We start from the raw sequence: 17,661 nt of genomic DNA on the forward strand, positions 1-17,661 counted from the left end.
CCCCGCCCACCGGCCCTGGAGGGCAGGACAGTGCACGCCATTGCACACCGTCCTGCCCCACTGGTCAGGTGCCTGCTCGCCGTTTGGTGCGAATTCTCAGAGCATGACTACGACGATTGCGCAGGCCGGTTTCGTGAAGGTGACGTCCCCGTACCCCGAGGAGCAAGAGTTGTTGGATCCGGCGCTCGCCGCCCCCACGCCCCAGAAGGCAGCCCAGCTTCGCCAGAAGGCGAGCCATTGGCTCAGTCGCGCACAGAAGGAGCTGCACGACGCCATCTTCGCGCGGGATGGCTCGGAGGCCGGACTGGACCGTTATGCCAGCGCCCGCGCGGAGCTCGACTCGGCGGAGACGTGGGCCCTGCGCGTCGCGGAAGCCTTCTCCATGCGCCGTGATTGACGACGCGCCGGGGGCCCCGGCGCTGGACGACGGCGCCGAGCACCCCAGCGGACGTCACGCCACCCGGGCGGAAGCCTCGGTCCGTTCGGCCCGGGCGTCCTCCGGCAGCGATACCGGCAGCGGCACCGGAGCGGGGCGCTGGCCGTAGGGGAAGTAGTCCTTGAGCTTCAGCATGTGCTTCTCGAAGAGGTTCCAGCTCACCAGCGCGAGCCCCAGCGAGAGCCCCGCGGCCACCACGTAGAACACCAGCTGCATGGGCATGTCCGAGCCCGCCACCGTCTTCAGCGGCGTCTTCAGCACCGTGCGGCGCAGGATGGCGTCCAGCGGCGAGTGGATGAGGTAGATGGCGTAGCTGTACTTGCCGAAGGTGAGCAGCAGCCGCGTCGTGAGGAAGCGGTACAGGACATGGCCCTTGGAGACGGCCACCGCCTTGTACACGCACACGGCGTAGAGCACGGCGATGGCGGTGTAGCCGCCCGTGCGCTTCACCAGCTCGAAGGTGGGGCCCACCGGCAGCACCACCAGCGCGAGCACCACCGGCACCGAGGCCCAGACCGCCCAGCGCATCCACGGGAACGCCTTCAGGCCCAGCCCTTCCGGGTGGCGCAGCGCCATCGCGAGCAGGCCGCCCATCGCCAGCGAGTCCACGCGGCAGAACGTCACCACGTAGGTGCTCTCGATGCTGGCCCCGTACAGCGTGAGCCCCACGCGCACCAGGATGGCCAGGGCGATGGTGCCCAGGCACAACCGGATGGCGCCCCGGTACGACACCGCGGCGATGAGGAAGGGCCAGACGATGTAGAACTGCTCTTCGATGGCCAGCGACCACACCACGCCGAGGATGGGGTGCGTGGTGTCCACCCACAGCTGGTAGAAGTTGGAGAAGTACAGCAGGTACCAGACGGCGCCGTCGGTGGTGATGCGCTCGTCCAGGCCCAGTCGGCCCGCCAGTGATGGCAGCACCAGGAACGACACCGCCAACGCCAGGTAGTAGAGCGGGAAGATGCGCAGGAAGCGGCGCATGTAGAAGTTGCGGAAGAAGTACGGCTGTCCCTTCGCCTCCCAGAGGATGCCGGTGATGAGGAAGCCGGAGAGGACGAAGAACAGGTCCACGCCCGTCCATCCGGCGCCGGCCAGCCACCACGTCACGCGTCCCGCCACGCTCTGGTCGCTCAGGTGGGTCGTGTGGAAGAACACCACCAGCAGGACGGCGAGGCCCCGCACACCGTCCAGCACGGGCAGGTGACCCTGCAGGCGCGGAGCGTGCGCCGTGGGTGCATCCACACGGCCAGAGTTCAAGGACATGAAAGTTCTCTTACCAACAACGACTGTCATTCAACAAGACCACCACCCGGCGTGCGTGGGATTGCGGTTCGGGGTGTCAGTCCTGCCACCAGGCAGTCGGGCGCGGGAAAAACGCACGCGCGCGTGAAACTCCCGGGCCGCCCGTGACACCTTGGTGCCGTGGCCCTCCTTTCCGCGATGAAAATGGTGCTGGCAGGTGCGCCCCCGTCCGACACGGACCGGGAGCGGACGTTGCTGCGCCGGGCGCGCACGGGTGACCCCGCGGCCTTCCGTTGGCTGTTTGAACGGCACGCCGCGGGAGTGTGGCGCTTCTTGAAGGACTTGCTGCGCGACGAGGCCGCGGCGGACGAAGCCACGCAGGAGACCTTCGTCCGCGCCCATGCGCGGCTGGGCGCGCTTCGCGACGAGGACCGGCTGGGGGCGTGGCTGCTGGGCATCGCCCGGCACGTGTACCTGGAGTCGCTGCGGCACCGGGGCGTCCACGTGGACATGGACGATGAAGTCCATGGCAGCCAGGTGGAGGCGGTGCTGCCCACGCCCACGCCGGAGGACCTGCTCCTGGACCGGGAACTGGAAGGATTGCTGGCGGGCGCGCTGGGGACGCTGCGCGAGGACCGGCGCGCGGCGTTGCTGCTGCGCATCGACCACGGCCTGCCCTACGAGGAGATTTCAGCGGTGATGGGCTGGTCCCTCCAGAAGGTGAAGAACGAAATCCACCGCGCACGGCTCCAACTGCGCGAGCACCTGGCCGCACACGTTGGAGGCCACTCATGAGCGCTTGTCGCGAAACCGAACTGGACGCGCTGCTGGCCGACGAACTCTCCTCCGAGGACGCCGCGCGGGTCCGCGCTCACACCCAGGCCTGCCCCGCCTGTCAGCACGCGCTGAGCTGGCTGCGCGCGGAGCGTGGGTGGATGGCGCAGCGAGCGCGGCGCATGCCGGCGCGGACCGCCCTGGACTTCGCCGCGTTGGAGTCCCGGCTGCGAAAGCCCGTGGTGCCCGCCGCCCCGAAGGTCAGCTGGATGCACTGGGGGAAGATGCTGACCGCGGCCCTGGCATCGGTGGCCTTCGTGGGCATCACCACGCTCCAGGTGACGCGCCTCCCAAGCGCCGACGAGCCCTGGCCCCGGAACGACGCGCTCACCACCGCCACCTGGGCCGTCGACTGGTGTGACGACCCTTCACGGGAAGCCGTGGCGGCGCTGGAAGCCCGCGTGGGGGCGTGCCTGGTGGCCTCCCCCTTGATAACCCTGCGCTGATGCCGGCCGCGGTGACCTACGGCACCGGGGTCAGCTGGCCCTCTGCGTGCTGGACGGCCTCCACCGCATCCACCAGGCCGTTGCCGTAGTTCGGATCCCACCCAGCCGGCCCCAAATCCCGGGCCGTCTCGAGCAGGGCTCTGCGGACCTTCTCCGCATCGAGCTGCTGGGGACTCAGGCTCCACACCAGGGCCGCCACCCCGGCCACGTGCGGCGTCGACATGGAGGTGCCCGTCTGCAGCGTGTAGTCCAGACCGGCGACGTCCAACGTCACCTCCTGCCCCATGAGCTCGCGGAGCACGTTGGCCGACTCCAAGGACACGGAGACGGTGGGCACCCACAGCTTGGACGGCCCGTTGAGCGTGAAGTTGCCCGTGCCCTCGTCGGGGTTGTGGTTGCCGATGATGACGGCCTTCGCTCCGGCGCGGATGGCGTTGCGCACCTTCTCCTCGAAGAGGATGCCGCCGCCGCGGTCGACATAGGCGACGAAGCCATCACAGGTGGCGGCCTCTCCACAGTCGGAGATGCTGCCGCCCAGGCCACAGTCCACCATCCGCCCCGAATAGGCGCCCACGGCCGAGAACTCCAGGGGGTTGGACGCGAACTGCTGGCCGCTCGCGGCCACCTCGCCATACGGCGCCCCGCCGATGATGGTGGCGCTCAACACGCCCACGCCGGGGGCCACCAGGTTGATGCCCTGGCCGTACTGGGAGAAGCTGGCCCACTCCCCCGAGAAGGTCACCGCGCCCACGCCCACGACGGAGTCATACCCGGCCGGGAAGGACACCTCGCCCGCGCCGGAGTTGCCCGTCGCCGCGATGGCCAGCACGCCATTCGCCCTGGCCTGGTTGAAGGCCAGCTCCTCGGCCTCGTTCTTCGACACGGCGCCCAGCGACAGCGACACGATGTTCGCCCCCTGCTCCTGGCACCACTGGAGCGCGGCGATGACATTCAGGGTGTCGCCCGTGCCGCGCTCGTTCAGCACCCGAGCGATCAGCAGCGACGCGGTGGGGGCCACGCCCACCGTGCCGTTGGGGTCCTCGCCCAGCCGCACCCGGCCGCCCCCGCCCAGCTGCGCGGCGATGGTGGCCGCGGTGTGCGTGCCGTGTCCGCCGCCCCACAGCAGCACGTTGCCCTTCGAGTCCACCTGCGCGTCCAGGGCCAGCGAGTTGGCGGACCCGCTGATGAAGTCCTTGCCTCCAATGAAGGCGGCCTGCAGCTCCGGGTGGCGGTTGTCCCAACCGCTGTCGATGACGCACACCTTGATGCCCGTGCCCGAAGGCCGGCCCTCATCGAGGACACCGTCGTCGTTGAAATCCCAGACCTTGTTGGCCCGCACCATCTTCAGGCCGTCGGTGTACTCCCCCACGGAGCCCACGGTGTTGGGGGCGGCCGCGGCTCCGCGCCCAGCCACGCCTGCGCGGGCAGCGGTGGCCGCGACATGCCGAGCGCGTACACCGGACGGTTGGGCGACACCGACACCACGTCCGGATTCCGGGCGAGCGCCGCGCGCGCCTCGGGAGACACCCGGGCGGACAGCATGTTCAGCGACGGGACGCGCTGCTTCACCGCCTCCAGCGCGCGTCACCTCGTTGGCGAAAGCATCCGTGTTGGCCTGCGCGGAGGCGAAGACGCGCTGCCGGAAGGCGATGATGACGTCCTCCCCGCCATCGTCCGTCAGGGCCGCCTCGCTTCGCGCCGCGGACACCACCGCCGGCAACTGGGACGACCCCTCGGTACCGGGGCACGCCTTGGGCTCCTGCTCCGAGCCACATGCCATCAGCCCCCCGACCAGACCCAGCCAGACGCAACGCTTCATTTCACGCTCCTCGAGTGCCCGTCCAGCAGGCGTCGTACGTCACGGCGCGGCTGATAAATTTCCAGGGACGCGCATGAACGGGAGGACACCTGATTCCGTTCCCGGAGCGCAAGTTAACCACGCCAGCGAATCGGCCGCTCGCGCCCCTGTCCGTGGCAGGACGTGCCCGGCGAGCAGCGGACAGGGGAGCGTTCGCCCTTTCACGCCTCGGCTGGATCCACGCCGAATAGGCGGAGCGCATCGGCGGCATAGACATCCAGCTGCCGCTGTGTCTCCGCGGCGTCCCAGCCCAACCGGGGCGCCATGACTTCGGCCGCCACACGCGCGGCCGCATGCCCCTGGTCGCGCGTCTCGAACGCCACCTTGAGGCGGCGGATGAGCAGGTCCGACAGGGTGTGCACCAGTTCGTGGGTGACACCCCAGGCGGCCTCGGCGGCCCGGTAGGGAAGCCCCTCGGCGAGCGGCCGGGACAACGCGGCGTCCTCTCGCGTCAGGGCCCACACGCGGCGCCAGCGGCTGCCATAGGCGCGCACCAGGTGGACGGCTGTGGCGTCGTCTCCCACCTCGGCGCGCGCCGCGGCGAACTCGGCGTCCAGCGCGCGGATGTCTCCCCCGGCAGGGGCAACACATCCGTGGGCGAGCGGCGACGAGGCTGGCCCAGGCGGCGCTCCACGGCGTCCACCACGTCGCGCGCCATGACGCGATAGGTGGTGAGCTTGCCACCGCTGATGGCGAGCACGCCGGAGGGGCTCACGTCGATGGCGTGCTCGCGGCTGGCACTGCCCGCGTCGGCCTGCGTGCCGTGGTAGCCGCTGGCCACCAGGGGACGGATGCCGGCCCACGCGCTCACCACGTCCGCGCGAGTGAGGCGCGCCTCGGGGAAGAAGGCGTTGGCGGACTCCAGCAGGTAGGCCACGTCGGACTCGCTGGCGCGGACCTCCGCGGGGTGCGCGCGTGTGGACGTCTCCGTGGTGCCAATGATGGTGAAGTTGTCGGCGGGCAGCACGAACATCACCCGGCCGTCCTTGGGGGACAGCAGCGTGAAGGCGTCGCGGTGGTTGATGCGCTCGCGCGGCACGGCGAGGTGGACGCCCTTGCTGCCGCGCACGGCCGGGCTCGCCCCATTCGGTGCATCCAGCCGGCGGATTTCATCACTCCACGGGCCCGTGGCGTTGACGAGGACCCGTGCGCGCACGGTGACCTCCTCGCCGGTGAGGTGGTCCACCACCGTCGCGCCGTGCGCTTGTCCCTGCTCCAGGACGAGCGCCTTCACGGACGCGTGGTTGAGGACGACGGCTCCCGCCTCGGACGCGCCCACGGCATTGGCCAGGGTGAGGCGCGCGTCGTCCGTGGCCGCGTCGTAGTAGCGGGCACCGCCCTTGAGGTGGTCGGTGCGCAGGCCGGGCTCGGCCGCGTGGACCTGCCGGGCGTTGAGCCGGCGGTAGCCCTTCACGTTCCGGAAGAGGGAGAGGGCGTCGTAGAGCATGAGGCCCGCGTTGAGCTTCCAGCGGGGCACGCGGGCGCCCGCGTACACGGGCCAGATGAAGGCGAGCGGGCGCACCGGTGCGGGGCGAGCCGCAGCAGGCGTTGGCGCTCGATGCTGGATTCGAAGACGAGGCCCAGGTGGCCGTGCTCCAGGTAGCGCAGGCCGCCGTGGATGAGCCGGGACGAGCGGCTGGAGGTGCCACTGGCGAAGTCGTCACGCTCGACGAGCGCCACCTTGAGGCCCCGGAGCGCGGCATCCCGCGCCGAGCCCGCGCCGGTGACACCGCCCCCGATGATGAGGACGTCGAAGGTCTCCGTGGCCAGGGCCCGCAGGCGTGCTGCGCGGGACGGAGGCGGGGGCACATCTGCTTCGGAGACAACACGGCTGAGCGCGACGGATTCAGAACGCACGGCATAAGTGTAGCGGCGTTGGCCGGCGAGGGCAGCGGAAACCAATGCGCTGCGTCAAGCGCCCTACACGGAGCGAGGCGACATGTGTCCGCGAGGCACCCATCCGAGGGGGGACGGTGCCTTGCGCGTCTGGATGAAGACAGATAGGAGGCGACCGACCCCTCCCCTCACCCCGGGCTCCACGGCCTTGTTGAACCCCCACGACCGACGCGACCTGGCCAGCCTGGGACTGATGGTCCTGGTGTACGGGCTCGTGGTGGCGCCGGTGCTGCACGCGGTGGTGGAGCACGGCGATGGAGGTCATCACCACTCCCATGCCCATTCACACCCGCACGGGCGCGCCCACGCGCACGGTGCGGGGAACGAGCACGCACACCGTGGCGATGAGGGCGCGGGGGAACCCGCCCCCGACGGTGAGCGGAAGAGCGAGCACGAGCACCTGACGGGCTCCGTGGAGCACCTGCAAGCGGTCGCGCTGACCTGGGCGGTGATGAAGCTGCCGCGCGTGCGTGAAGTGTCGTGGCTGGCGGAGCTCCAGCGCGGCCCCACGAGGGTCCCCGGCTCCGCGGTGCGCCCGACGGCGATGCCCCAGGGCCCGTAGCCGTCATCACCCTCGCGCAACCAACGCAAGGAGCCACGCGTGCGGAGCACGCATGGGTCCGTGTGTCCTGCTTGCTGACTCACTTCTGAACCCGTCCCGGTGGGGTCACTCCCTGGGGCGTCGTGCGCCGCGCGAAGTCCGAGCGTGAGCAAGACGCCGCAGCATGGGGCCTGCGCCGCTGTGTGTCCGTACGTGCCCGTGCTCCTCGTTGCCGCAATGTCGTCGTGTGTCCTCGCCCTGTCGCCCTCGAACCGGCCGCCAGATGCGGCACGAGAGCCATCTCCCGCGTCCGAGCGTGCCGCGGCAGGCACGGGCACGAGCGCACATGACGACGTGCCGCCATTCGTGAACACGGAGCGCCAAGCCCCACCCGCAGCCAGCGCCATCACGTCCGTGAAGTCTCCGGCGGAAGCGGACACGTCCCCAGCCAACGAGCCCGGACAGCTTCCCAAGGAAGCATCCTCCCCTCACCCCATCACCCAAACCGCCGACGTCCCCTCGTCGGAGGCAAGCTCCCATCCTCTCCCCTCGGAGCAGGAAGAATCCCTCACCAGCGCATCCGACCTCGAGGCCGAGGAACCGCCGTCAAAGTCCACGGTGGTGCGCGGCGCGCGTCCCGCGCAAAGCGCGTCCGAGGTGACACTGCGCCGGGACATCTTGGACGCTGCGCCACGCAGGAACGCAGTGGACCTCCTGCGAGCCGTTCCCGGCCTCGTGGCCTCGCAGCACAGTGGAGAGGGCAAGGCCCAACAGCTCTTCCTCCGAGGCTTCGACGCGCTGCACGGCCAGGACGTGGAACTCGACGTCGGCGGCCTGCCAGTGAACGAGGTGAGCCACATCCACGCGCTGGGCTACGCGGACATCAACTTCGTCATCCCAGAGGTCGTGCAGGCGCTCGAAGTGACGGAAGGCTCCTACCGCGCCGCGCAGGGTGACTTCGCCGTCGCGGGAACGGTCCGCATGGACCTGGGCGTCGCCGAGCCCGGCGTCCACCTCCTGGGGACACTCGGCCAGTACGGCCAGCGTCGGCTCGTGGCCACGGTGCGGCCGGGAGACGACGCGGGAACCTTCGCCGCGGTGGAGCTGGGTGAAGGCAGAGGGTTCGGCGCTCAGCGAGGCTACGGCCGCGCCTCGCTCCTCGCGCAGGCCAATGCGACACTCGGAGATGGGCTGACGGTCCGCGCACTCGCAGGCAGCTACGTCACACGCTTCGACTCCCCGGGCGTGGTGCGCGAGGACGACCTGCTTTCGGGCCGCAGCGACTTCTTCTCCGCCGCACTGGGGCGGCAGGGCGGCTCGGTGTCACGGCACCAATTGCTGCTCGGCGTGGACCTGCCGCGCACGGGGAACGGGCGCACGAAGCTGGAGGTCTTCGGCATCCTCTCGGACCTGCGGCTGCGCAACAACTTCACGGGCTTCCGTGTCGACGAGCGCGGTGACGGCCTGGAGCAGACGAACAACGCCACCACGCTGGGCGCCCGCGCCGAGCATCGGAGGTCGGTGACGGCCTTCGGTCGCCCGGTCGCGCTGGAGCTGGGATTGGGCGCACGGCGAGACAGCGTGGAGCAGACACAGCGGCGCTACCGCGAATCCGACGGCACTTTCTTCTCGGACGAGATTGACGCGACCTTCACCCAGACGGACGTCTGGGGCTGGGCCGAGGCCCGCATGCCACTGGGCCGCTGGAGCTTCCGGTTGGGGGGGCGCGCGGACGCGCTGGGTGTGGAGGTCTTCGACGCGCTCGCCTTCCGGGACCCGCGCTACTACGACGGACAGGGCTATTCGCGCAGTGCCTTCGGCGTCCACCTGGGCGCGAAGGCGGGCGTGGAGTACGCGCTGGGAGATGACGCGGACGCCTGGCGCCTGTTCGCCAGCTACGGTGACGGCTTCCGCTCGCCGCAGGCACGCAGCCTCTCGGAGGGCGAGCGCGCCCCCTTCGTCTCCATCCGAGGCGCGGAGCTGGGCTCGCGCAAGGACGGCGAGCACTGGGCCCTGCAGCTCAGCCTCTTCGGCTCGCAGGTGGACAACGACTTCTTCTTCGACCACACGGTGGGCACGACTGTGTACACGGGCCAGACGCTGCGCTCGGGCGTCTCCGCCGCGCTCCAGGCCCGTCCACTGCCAGGGCTCGTCACCTCGGTCAGCGCCACGTTCGCCCACGCCTACGTGCGAGCCTCGGACACGCTGCTGCCCTACTTCGCGCCATTCGTCGCGCGCGCCGACGTGGGCTGGGAAGGCCCGCTGACCTGGACGGGGTTCGGCGGCAGCACGCTGTCGCTGGGCACGGGGCTCACCTTCATCGGTCCACGCCCGCTGCCCTTCAGCGAGCGCAGCGCCACCGTGTTCCTCGCGGATGCGCACGTCGCCATCCGCCGGGGCGAGCTGGGGCTGAGGCTGGAGGTCTCGAACCTGCTCGACGCGCGCTGGAGGGATGGCGAGTTCGTCTACGGCTCGCGCTTCGACCCTGCCGCCGCGGCGAGCCTCGTCCCGGCAAGACATTTCACCGCGGGGTCGCCTCGAATGGCCTCGCTCTCCCTGGAGGTCCACCTATGAATCGCAGACACATCCTCACCGGCGCGCTGGCCCTGGCCGCCTCTGCCACGGTCCTGAGCGGCTGTGGCAGCGAAGCGGAGCGGCGCACCTTTCCCGTGGAGGTGACGTCCACGCCCATGACGGGCGCCAACGAGCGAGGCTGGACGGTGACGGTGGAGTCCGCGCACCTCTCCGTGGGCCCGGTGCGCTTTTTTGAAGGCCGCGCGCTGACGGCCCGCCGCTTCGACTGGTACACGCTCATCGGCGGCACGGCCCATGCGCACCCCGGACACTACTCACCGGGCGACGCGCTGGCCGAGATGCTGACCACCCACACCGTGGACCTGCTCACCGGCGCCACGCTGGGCGACGCGAGCGCAGTGACGGGCGAGTACGGCTCCCTGGAGTTGACGCTGACGGCCCCCACGCAGGCCACCGACGCCCAGGGCGTGCTGAGCGGCCAGGCGATGCGCGTCCGCGGCACGGCGCGCAACGCGGAGGGCGTCGAGCGGCGCTTCGACGCGCTGACGAGCCTGCCCAAGCCCATCCAGGGCGTGCGCTTCGAGAAGTCGCTGGGGATGGAGGCGGGCCGTGTGCGCATCGCCGTGAAGCTGGGGACGTGGCTGGGCCGCATTGACTTCGCCACCGCGACCGATTTGGACGCGGATGGCGTCTACACCTTCCCCGCCGACAGCCAGGCGCAGAACGCGCTGGTGCGCGGCGTGGAAGACACCACTGCCTACGTCGTGACGTGGGTGGAAGGAGCTGCGCAATGAAGAAGTGGATGCTGGGGCTTTCCTGTCTGGGACTGATGGCGTGCAGCGACGGCGCGGGCACGGTGACGTTCACCACCTATGGCGAGGACTACATCGAGAAGGAGATTCCCGCGGCCGTGGGTGACGAGGACGGCATCGTGGACGGCTGGACGGTGCGCTTCAGCAAGTTCCTCGTGGTGCTCGGCGAGGTGAAGGTCGGCAACCACGACGAGACCGCCGTCGAGATGACGCAGGCGCGGGTCTTCGACGTGCACAAGCCCGGCCCGGTGGTGGTGGAGACGTTCCGCGACGTGCCGGCCCAGGAGTGGGACCACGTCAGCTTCGCCATCGCGCCCAACGCCAACGCGGTTGCTGGCAACGCGGACGCCGCGGACGTCACGCGGATGAAGGACGGCGGATACTCCGTCTACCTGGAGGGCACGGCGACCAAGGGCGCGCAGACCAAGCGCTTCGCCTGGGGCTTCACCACCAACACCGTCTACGAGCACTGCGAGAGCCCGGGCCTGGGCGCGGGCGTAACGGTGCCCAAGGACGGCGAGGAGACGGTGCAGCTCACCATCCACGGTGACCACCTCTTCTTCGACGACCTGCAGTCGCCGGACGCGAAGATGCGCTTCGACGCGCTGGCCGCCGCGGACAGCATGGGCATCGCGGGTCCGGACGGAGAGGTGACGCTCGAGGAACTGGCGGCGGTGGACCTGACGGAGCTGCCGTCGGGGCAGTACGGCACGGGTGGCGTGGGCAACGTGCAGACGCTGCGCGACTTCGTCACGGCGCTGACGCGCAACCTGGGGCACTACCGCGGCGAAGGTGAGTGCGAGCCCCGGGCGCGCTGACCACGCGGTGGGATGCTGGCGCGGTGGCACGAACGGCCGGCCACCGCGCCAGCATGAGCCCCCAGGCCCGGGGCCGACCCTCCCTGGGCCTGGAGCCTTCAAAGCTCAGCTCTTGTTGTGCGAGGAGCCGGACGAGTTCGCCGCGGGGTTCCCCCCCGTCGAGTTGTTCCCGCTGTTGTTGCTCCCGCCGTTCGGGTTGTTGCCCGACTGCCGAGGGCTATTGGGGTTCATTTGGTTGGAGCGGTTGTCCTGCGACGCCTTGTGCGCGGGGTTGTTGGGATTCTTGGAGTTGGCGCGCTGGTCGTTCTGGTTCTTGCCGCTGTCCTTGCTCATGGACCTACCTCGGGAGTCCCCAAGCGAAAGTGCCGGGGAGGCCTGAAACTAGGAAGCGGCCCAGGTGGAAACACTCGTGCGGAGGTGTTCGTCCGGTGTCGGGAAGCACACGACATCGCTCGGCGCCGGACACGGAATGCGCGAGCCGCGGCTTTGCCGGATGCGGCGGCGAGCAAGGGTGCCTACCTCGTGCCCAAGGAGGTGACGCGGCGTGAGGACGGTCACGTACGAGCGCAGTGGGCGAACGAACACGGGCGCACAGGCGCTCCGGCTGGAAGGAATGAAGCACCTGAAGGTGCTGGAGCAGGGTGAGGTGGTCAGCGAGCGCGACCTCACGGGAGCGGAAATCCAGCGCCTGGGCCCGCTCTTCGAACAAGCCAGCCGCGCCCCCGCCCCCGTCGTCATGGTTCCGCAGGCAGGTGGGCCAGACGGTCTCGCGGTGACGCTCGCGTTCGAGGACGAAGAATCCCCTCGCGTGCGCGTCGCGGCCGAGCGACTTCCAGCCCAGGGCGCTGGCCCCCTCTATGACGCCCTGCTCGAGGAGCTGGACCGCCTGCTGACGACCGAGCTGCATGCCCGGGCACCGCGTCGCGCACACGCGGTGCTGCCGCACCAGTTGCGCGAAGAAGAGCAGTAGCGCCTCAGGGCCCGGCGCCTCGTGTCACCCGCCCAGGCAAGCCGCCCATCGGGCGGGCGGGAGCGAGCCCGCAGCCGGGGTTGCTGCCGAGCTCGGCTTCTGTGAAGACAGGAGCATGAGGCGCGTGCAGTTGTCCGTGCATCGCACGGTGGGAGAAGCACGGCTTCTGGCGGGTGCGCTGGAAGCCATGGGCGTTGCGGTAGAGGTTCGCGGAGAAGCCCTTGCCCCGTTGAGCGGCGAGATTCCGAGCGCGGAGACCTGGATAGAGCTGTGGGTGGAGCCGCAAGACCTCGAGCACGCGAAAGGCCTCCTGGCGGAGCTCCAGGAGAATCAAGAGCACGCCGAGCGGTCGGTGGAGTGTCCACGGTGCCGCGAAGAGAACCCCGGCAACTTCGAGCTGTGTTGGAGCTGTGGCCTGGAGCTGCCCTCGGGGCTACGTCCAATACTGCGGGCAGTGTAGTAGCGGGATGCATGGTGAGGCGGAGCGCGCCTCCAGGAGAATCGGAAGTGCAGGAAGCAGAGGGAGCGCGTCGCCGCAGGCTGAACCGGGGGACCCGGAGCCTGCTCATCGTGTGCACCGTGGTGACGCTCATCCACCTCATTCCGCTTTTCATCTCCAGGAACATGCCCGAGCAGCAGCTGTCCATCGCACGGGCCATGTCGAGCGTGTCGCAGCGCGTCCCTTTCCTGCGGCCGCTGAAGGACGACGCCAAGGCCACGCCGGCGGAGCTGCGAGAGGCCGCGACGCTGCTGCTGGAGGGGGCGCCAGATGACGCCCATGCGCTGGCCTTGGAGGCGGAACGCCGGAATCCCCAGGAGGTCGAAACCCAGCTCCTGCTGGCGAGAATCTGCGACGTCGAACGGATGAGCCGGTGTGTGAGCACGGCCCTGTCACGCGCAGAGACGCTGGCCCCACGAGACGCGCGGCCGGACCTGCTCCGAGCGGAGCTCCAAGAGAAGGACGGGGACGTCGTGGGCGCGGCCGAGGCAATGGAGCGGGCGCATGGCAAGGCGCCCGGCGACCCGCTGGTCGGACTGCGTTACGTCCACCTGCTGAGCGCCGCGAAGCGGGGCGAAGAGGCGCTGGCCGTCCTCCGAAAGCTTGAAGGGCGCCTGCCGCATGCCAGGCTCCTGGTGGAACAAGGCCGGGTGCACAGCCGGGAAGGGCACGACGCCGAAGCGGTGAAGCTCTTCCGCGCGGCGGTGGCCGAGGACCCGAAGCTCAGCCTGGGCTTCTTCGAGCTTGGGCTCGCCTGGCATCGGCTGGGCAAGGTGGACACCGCGGAAGAGGCTTTGCGCCAAGCGGACCGGCTGGACCGGGCAGACCCCAGGGCGCTGGCGGCCCTCTGCGCGATTCAGGTCAAGGAGCGGCGCATCGACGATGCCCGACTCACGCGAATGGACCTTGAGCGGCGCTTTTCCGGCCAGCCGGAGCTGATTCGAAAGTCCTGCAGCATCCCCTGACGCGAAGGGGCCGGAGACCTACTCCCGAGGCTCGATGCCGCGGATCTGTCGGAGCATGCGGGCGGAGGCCTTCACCTCGACGTCCACGGCGCCATCGACGCGCTCGGTGCGCACGACGGCCTGCAGGTAAGGAACCGCCTCCGCATCACGCTCTTGATGGAAGAGCAACTCCCCCAAAGCGAAGCGAGCCCGCGTCAGCAGGACGATGTCCTCGGCGGCGACAGCGGCATCAATGGCGTCGCTGAGAGCGGACTCGGCCATCTCGGGCTGGTTCCGGGCGAGCAGCTCACGAGCACGCTGGATGTGTTCGTCGACGTTCATGCGGAGGGAGCAAGGTTCAACCTGGTAGGGACGCAGGCCGCCTCGCCGGGATATGGGTGGGTGCCCATGGACGAGAAGCGAATCGCCGAGCTGGAAATCCGCTACATGCACCAGCAGGAACTGCTGCAGGAGCTCAGCGGCGTGCTGTACGAACAGCAGAAGGTCATCGACCAGCTGCGCGCAGAGGTGGACCGGCTCAAGCAGAAGCTGGAAGCCGAGCCTGGCCTGGTGGACGCCCGTCATGACGAGCGTCCACCGCATTACTGAGGCTCAGAACTTGTAGCCGAGCCGCAGACCAATGGTCGGATTGGGCTCCAGGTAACCCACCTCGAGACCAATGCTCGCGGCCTTGCCCTGAAGGCCAAAGCCAAACGCGGCATGCGCTCGGAAGGTGTCGCCACGGCCAAACACGAGCCAGGGGCCGACCATGCCTTCGATATAGACGCCGGACCTGCCGAGGTTCGCGCGCAGGACCAGGTCCAACGGAACACCGATGTCATTGCCCTCGGTGATGAGCATTGCACCGAACCGAGCCCCAACAGACAGCGGCCCCGCGAGCGGCGTCTCAACGCCCAGCGTGAAGTTGAAGACCGCGCTGTCATCAATCCAGTAATCAGCCCCAAGCCCGACACGGACAGCGGCCTCTGAGTTCGTGGGTACGAGGAAGAGGCCGGCCGCGAGCAGCGCGCCAAGGCAAGGACGAAGCAGCTTCATTCGAGAGGCTCCTCTCAACACAGCGGGGAGCCCACACTCAACCAAGCCGAGCGCGTCGATGCCAGCCACATGGAGCTCCAAATCAGCAAAGGCAGTCGCAACGGAAGGCAGCGACTCGCAGCGGACGGAGGACGTTCACTGCAACACGACGCGTGACTCGAGGATGCGCGTCGCAGCTGTGGAACCAGTTGGGGGTCGCGAAAGGGGCGGCGCGAGCCGAGCACCTGCTGGTGCTGGCCACGACGGCGGCCCTGCTGGCGGTGGGGGCGTGCGCCGGCTGCGCATGCGGCGCCTGGCCCAGCGCCCGCGGTGACGCGCGGAAACCCCACACGGCCCCAAACAGAAAACCCCGGTGTCCACGAGGGACACCGGGGGTTTCTCAAAGAATCCGGCAGCGACCTACTCTCCCGCGCGGTTTCCCGCGAAGTACCATCGGCTCTGGAGGGCTTAACTTCCGTGTTCGGGATGGGAACGGGTGGGACCCCTCCGACATAGCCACCGGAAAACAAGCGACAGTGCATACAAAGGGTAAGTTTCAATTCATTGCTGAGCGAAGTCTCGCTGTGCGCAGTGTGAGTCTTCCAGGCGAGTGCCAAAAGCACTCAAGCCTCGGCCTTGGCCCCGAGTCCCTTACTCCCCTTGAGGGGGCATGCAAGAGAATGGGGAAAGTAAGCCTCACGACCAATTAGTACCGGTTAGCTGAACGTGTTACCACGCTTACACACCCGGCCTATCAACGTCGTAGTCTTCGACGGGTCTTCAGGGGCTTGCGCCCGGGATACCTGGTCTTGAGGTCGGTTTCCCGCTTAGATGCTTTCAGCGGTTATCCAATCGGCACATGGCTACCCAGCGATGCCTCTGGCGAGACAACTGGTACACCAGCGGTGCCTCCAACCCGGTCCTCTCGTACTAAGGTCAGAGCCTCTCAAGTATCCTACGCCCACAGCAGATAGGGACCAAACTGTCTCACGACGTTTTGAACCCAGCTCGCGTACCGCTTTAATTGGCGAACAGCCAAACCCTTGGGACCTGCTCCAGCCCCAGGATGCGATGAGCCGACATCGAGGTGCCAAACCTCCCCGTCGATGTGAACTCTTGGGGGAGATAAGCCTGTTATCCCCGGAGTACCTTTTATCCGTTGAGCGATGGCCCTTCCATTCAGGACCACCGGATCACTATGACCTGCTTTCGCACCTGCTCGACGTGTCCGTCTCGCAGTCAAGCTCCCTTATGCCATTGCACTCGACGCCCGGTTTCCAATCGGGCTGAGGGAACCATCGCGCGCCTCCGTTACTTTTTGGGAGGCGACCGCCCCAGTCAAACTACCCACCAGACAGTGTCCCAATCCCGGCTGACGGGACATGGTTAGACACCAGAAATCAACAGGGTGGTATTTCACCGTTGCCTCCACCGAACCTAGCGGCCCGGCTTCAAAGGCTCCCACCTATCCTACACAGTCAATCCCTAGTGTCACTGTCAAGTTATAGTAAAGGTTCACGGGGTCTTTCCGTCTTGCTGCGGGTAAACTGCATCGGCACAGCTATTTCAATTTCGCTGAGTCCCTCTCCGAGACAGCGCGGAAGTCGTTACTCCATTCGTGCAGGTCGGAACTTACCCGACAAGGAATTTCGCTACCTTAGGACCGTTATAGTTACGGCCGCCGTTTACTGGGGCTTCGGATCATCGCTTCACCTTGCGGCTGACGAATCCCCTTAACCTTCCAGCACCGGGCAGGAGTCAGACCCTATACGTCGGCTTGTCGCCTTCGCAGAGTCCTGTGTTTTTGGTAAACAGTCGCTACCGCCATTTCTCTGCAACCTCTCTCAGCTCCGGCTGTACGCCTTCACCTACCAGAGGCCCACCTTCTTCCGAAGTTACGGTGGAAATTTGCCTAGTTCCTTGGAGGAGAGTTCTCTCAAGCGCCTTAGGATTTTCTCCTCGCCCACCTGTGTCGGTTTACGGTACGGACACCCTGTAAGCTCCCTACGGGACTTTTCTTGGAAGCAGAGCATCAGCGACTTACCCCTTACGGGGCGCCATCGAGTCTCGGGGATAGCTGCCGCGCCTTTATTCGTACGCGACACCCCTACGCCTTTAGACTGACACAACCACCGGTCAGCTCGCCTAGCTTTCTCCGTCCTCCCTTAGTTCAACGCTCACAAGATGGTGCAGGAATATTAACCCGCTTTCCATCACCTACGCCTTTCGGCCTCGGCTTAGGTTCCGACTAACCCTGGGAAGATTAACTTGACCCAGGAAACCTTGGGCTTACGGCGAGGGGTTTCTCACCCCCTTTAACGCTACTCATTTCGGCATCAGCACTCCCAGCCGCTCCAGCCGCCTTTTCAGTCGACCTTCGCTGCAACTGGGACGCTCCCCTACCGCCACACGCTTTACGTGTGACCCGAAGCTTCGGCACTAGTCTTGAGCCCCGTTACATTTTCGGCGCGGCCTGTCTTGACCAGTGAGCTATTACGCTTTCTTTAAAGGATGGCTGCTTCTAAGCCAACCTCCTGGTTGTCAATGACCTGCCACATCCTTTCTAGTGTTCACTTAGACTAGATTTGGGGGCCTTAGCTGTCGGTCTGGGTTATTCCCCTCTTGCCAATGGACGTTATCACCCACTGACTGCGTCCCGGGATAACAATTGCCGGCATTCGGAGTTTGGTACGGTTTGGTAATCTGGTGAGACCCCTAGCCGTTCCAGTGCTCTACCTCCGGCATTGAATTGCCCGAGCCGATACCTAAATATCTTTCGGGGAGAACCAGCT

20 protein-coding genes and 2 rRNA genes (1 of these 22 running past the window's edge) are annotated in these 17,661 nt (G+C 67.7%); 11 read left to right on the plus strand and 11 right to left on the minus strand.

Annotated elements, in window-relative coordinates:
* Nucleotides 1-103 precede the first annotated feature (103 nt).
* Nucleotides 104-397 (plus strand): FruA-associating protein, FapA, encoded by a 294-nt coding sequence (locus QEG98_RS40325; protein ID WP_090495641.1) that lies wholly within the window; start codon nt 104-106, stop codon nt 395-397.
* A 54-nt stretch (nt 398-451) separates the two neighbouring features.
* On the opposite strand, the gene QEG98_RS40330 is transcribed toward QEG98_RS40325, so the two are convergent.
* Nucleotides 452-1,702, minus strand: a complete 1,251-nt coding sequence (locus QEG98_RS40330; protein ID WP_090495642.1) for an acyltransferase family protein — start codon at nt 1,700-1,702, stop codon at nt 452-454.
* Between the two features lie 159 nt (nt 1,703-1,861).
* On the opposite strand from QEG98_RS40330, the gene QEG98_RS40335 reads away from it, so the two are divergent.
* The gene (locus QEG98_RS40335; RefSeq protein ID WP_090495643.1) at nt 1,862-2,476 is read left to right on the plus strand and encodes an RNA polymerase sigma factor; all 615 of its coding nucleotides are present in this window, start codon (nt 1,862-1,864) and stop codon (nt 2,474-2,476) included.
* Complete coding sequence (locus QEG98_RS40340; RefSeq protein WP_316565140.1) at nt 2,473-2,961, plus strand: anti-sigma factor family protein; 489 nt, start codon at nt 2,473-2,475, stop codon at nt 2,959-2,961. Before QEG98_RS40335 ends, QEG98_RS40340 begins: the two co-directional genes overlap by 4 nt.
* Nucleotides 2,962-2,977: 16 nt before the next feature.
* Here the strand turns inward: QEG98_RS40340 and QEG98_RS40345 are convergent, their stop codons facing one another.
* From QEG98_RS40345 to QEG98_RS40365, 5 genes are all read right to left on the minus strand, one after another.
* Complete coding sequence (locus tag QEG98_RS40345; RefSeq protein ID WP_316565141.1) at nt 2,978-4,339, minus strand: S8 family serine peptidase; 1,362 nt, start codon at nt 4,337-4,339, stop codon at nt 2,978-2,980.
* On the minus strand, nt 4,306-4,530 hold the full coding sequence (locus QEG98_RS40350) for a hypothetical protein (protein ID WP_316565142.1): 225 nt from the start codon (nt 4,528-4,530) through the stop codon (nt 4,306-4,308). Before QEG98_RS40350 ends, QEG98_RS40345 begins: the two co-directional genes overlap by 34 nt.
* Before the next feature lie 450 nt (nt 4,531-4,980).
* On the minus strand, nt 4,981-5,313 hold the full coding sequence (locus QEG98_RS40355) for a glycerol-3-phosphate dehydrogenase C-terminal domain-containing protein (protein ID WP_316565143.1): 333 nt from the start codon (nt 5,311-5,313) through the stop codon (nt 4,981-4,983).
* Nucleotides 5,271-6,314 carry a glycerol-3-phosphate dehydrogenase/oxidase gene (locus QEG98_RS40360; RefSeq protein ID WP_316565144.1) on the minus strand — a complete coding sequence of 348 codons (1,044 nt, stop codon included), beginning with the start codon at nt 6,312-6,314 and terminating at the stop codon, nt 5,271-5,273. The genes QEG98_RS40355 and QEG98_RS40360 overlap by 43 nt, the downstream gene beginning before the upstream one ends.
* The gene (locus tag QEG98_RS40365) at nt 6,230-6,676 is read right to left on the minus strand and encodes an FAD-dependent oxidoreductase (RefSeq protein WP_316565145.1); all 447 of its coding nucleotides are present in this window, start codon (nt 6,674-6,676) and stop codon (nt 6,230-6,232) included. The genes QEG98_RS40360 and QEG98_RS40365 overlap by 85 nt, the downstream gene beginning before the upstream one ends.
* Before the next feature lie 187 nt (nt 6,677-6,863).
* Between QEG98_RS40365 and QEG98_RS40370 the strand changes: the two genes are divergently transcribed.
* The 4 genes from QEG98_RS40370 to QEG98_RS40385 all read left to right on the plus strand — a co-directional run bounded on the left by QEG98_RS40370 (nt 6,864) and on the right by QEG98_RS40385 (nt 11,421).
* Complete coding sequence (locus QEG98_RS40370; RefSeq protein ID WP_316565146.1) at nt 6,864-7,277, plus strand: hypothetical protein; 414 nt, start codon at nt 6,864-6,866, stop codon at nt 7,275-7,277.
* 144 nt (nt 7,278-7,421) lie between these two features.
* Nucleotides 7,422-9,830: a TonB-dependent receptor domain-containing protein gene (locus QEG98_RS40375; protein WP_316565147.1), complete on the plus strand. Its 2,409-nt coding sequence runs from the start codon at nt 7,422-7,424 to the stop codon at nt 9,828-9,830.
* Nucleotides 9,827-10,585: a hypothetical protein gene (locus QEG98_RS40380; protein ID WP_316565148.1), complete on the plus strand. Its 759-nt coding sequence runs from the start codon at nt 9,827-9,829 to the stop codon at nt 10,583-10,585. Before QEG98_RS40375 ends, QEG98_RS40380 begins: the two co-directional genes overlap by 4 nt.
* Nucleotides 10,582-11,421, plus strand: a complete 840-nt coding sequence (locus QEG98_RS40385; RefSeq protein WP_316565149.1) for a hypothetical protein — start codon at nt 10,582-10,584, stop codon at nt 11,419-11,421. The genes QEG98_RS40380 and QEG98_RS40385 overlap by 4 nt, the downstream gene beginning before the upstream one ends.
* A gap of 105 nt (nt 11,422-11,526) precedes the next feature.
* Here QEG98_RS40385 and QEG98_RS40390 read toward each other — a convergent pair whose 3' ends face one another.
* Complete coding sequence (locus QEG98_RS40390; RefSeq protein ID WP_090495650.1) at nt 11,527-11,754, minus strand: hypothetical protein; 228 nt, start codon at nt 11,752-11,754, stop codon at nt 11,527-11,529.
* 211 nt (nt 11,755-11,965) lie between these two features.
* Here QEG98_RS40390 and QEG98_RS40395 point away from each other — a divergent pair, with 211 nt between their 5' ends.
* From QEG98_RS40395 to QEG98_RS40405, 3 genes are all read left to right on the plus strand, one after another.
* Entirely contained in the window at nt 11,966-12,391 is a 426-nt protein-coding gene (locus QEG98_RS40395) for a hypothetical protein (protein WP_141621583.1), read from the plus strand.
* 115 nt (nt 12,392-12,506) lie between these two features.
* The gene (locus tag QEG98_RS40400) at nt 12,507-12,851 is read left to right on the plus strand and encodes a putative signal transducing protein (RefSeq protein ID WP_090495652.1); all 345 of its coding nucleotides are present in this window, start codon (nt 12,507-12,509) and stop codon (nt 12,849-12,851) included.
* Nucleotides 12,852-12,862: 11 nt separating this feature from the next.
* Nucleotides 12,863-13,855, plus strand: a complete 993-nt coding sequence (locus QEG98_RS40405) for a tetratricopeptide repeat protein (RefSeq protein ID WP_316565150.1) — start codon at nt 12,863-12,865, stop codon at nt 13,853-13,855.
* 18 nt (nt 13,856-13,873) lie between these two features.
* Here QEG98_RS40405 and QEG98_RS40410 read toward each other — a convergent pair whose 3' ends face one another.
* Nucleotides 13,874-14,176, minus strand: a complete 303-nt coding sequence (locus QEG98_RS40410; protein ID WP_090495654.1) for a hypothetical protein — start codon at nt 14,174-14,176, stop codon at nt 13,874-13,876.
* 66 nt (nt 14,177-14,242) lie between these two features.
* On the opposite strand from QEG98_RS40410, the gene QEG98_RS40415 reads away from it, so the two are divergent.
* On the plus strand, nt 14,243-14,443 hold the full coding sequence (locus QEG98_RS40415) for a SlyX family protein (protein WP_002640911.1): 201 nt from the start codon (nt 14,243-14,245) through the stop codon (nt 14,441-14,443).
* 3 nt (nt 14,444-14,446) lie between these two features.
* Here the strand turns inward: QEG98_RS40415 and QEG98_RS40420 are convergent, their stop codons facing one another.
* From QEG98_RS40420 to QEG98_RS40430, 3 genes are all read right to left on the minus strand, one after another.
* On the minus strand, nt 14,447-14,890 hold the full coding sequence (locus QEG98_RS40420; RefSeq protein ID WP_090495655.1) for a hypothetical protein: 444 nt from the start codon (nt 14,888-14,890) through the stop codon (nt 14,447-14,449).
* A gap of 386 nt (nt 14,891-15,276) precedes the next feature.
* Nucleotides 15,277-15,393, minus strand: a 5S ribosomal RNA gene (gene rrf / locus QEG98_RS40425).
* A 161-nt stretch (nt 15,394-15,554) separates the two neighbouring features.
* Nucleotides 15,555-17,661: ribosomal RNA gene (locus QEG98_RS40430) — 23S ribosomal RNA — on the minus strand (it continues 855 nt past the right edge of the window).

Source organism: Myxococcus sp. MxC21-1, assembly GCF_032612255.1.
In the GTDB taxonomy this organism is placed as follows: Bacteria; Myxococcota; Myxococcia; order Myxococcales; family Myxococcaceae; genus Myxococcus; species Myxococcus virescens.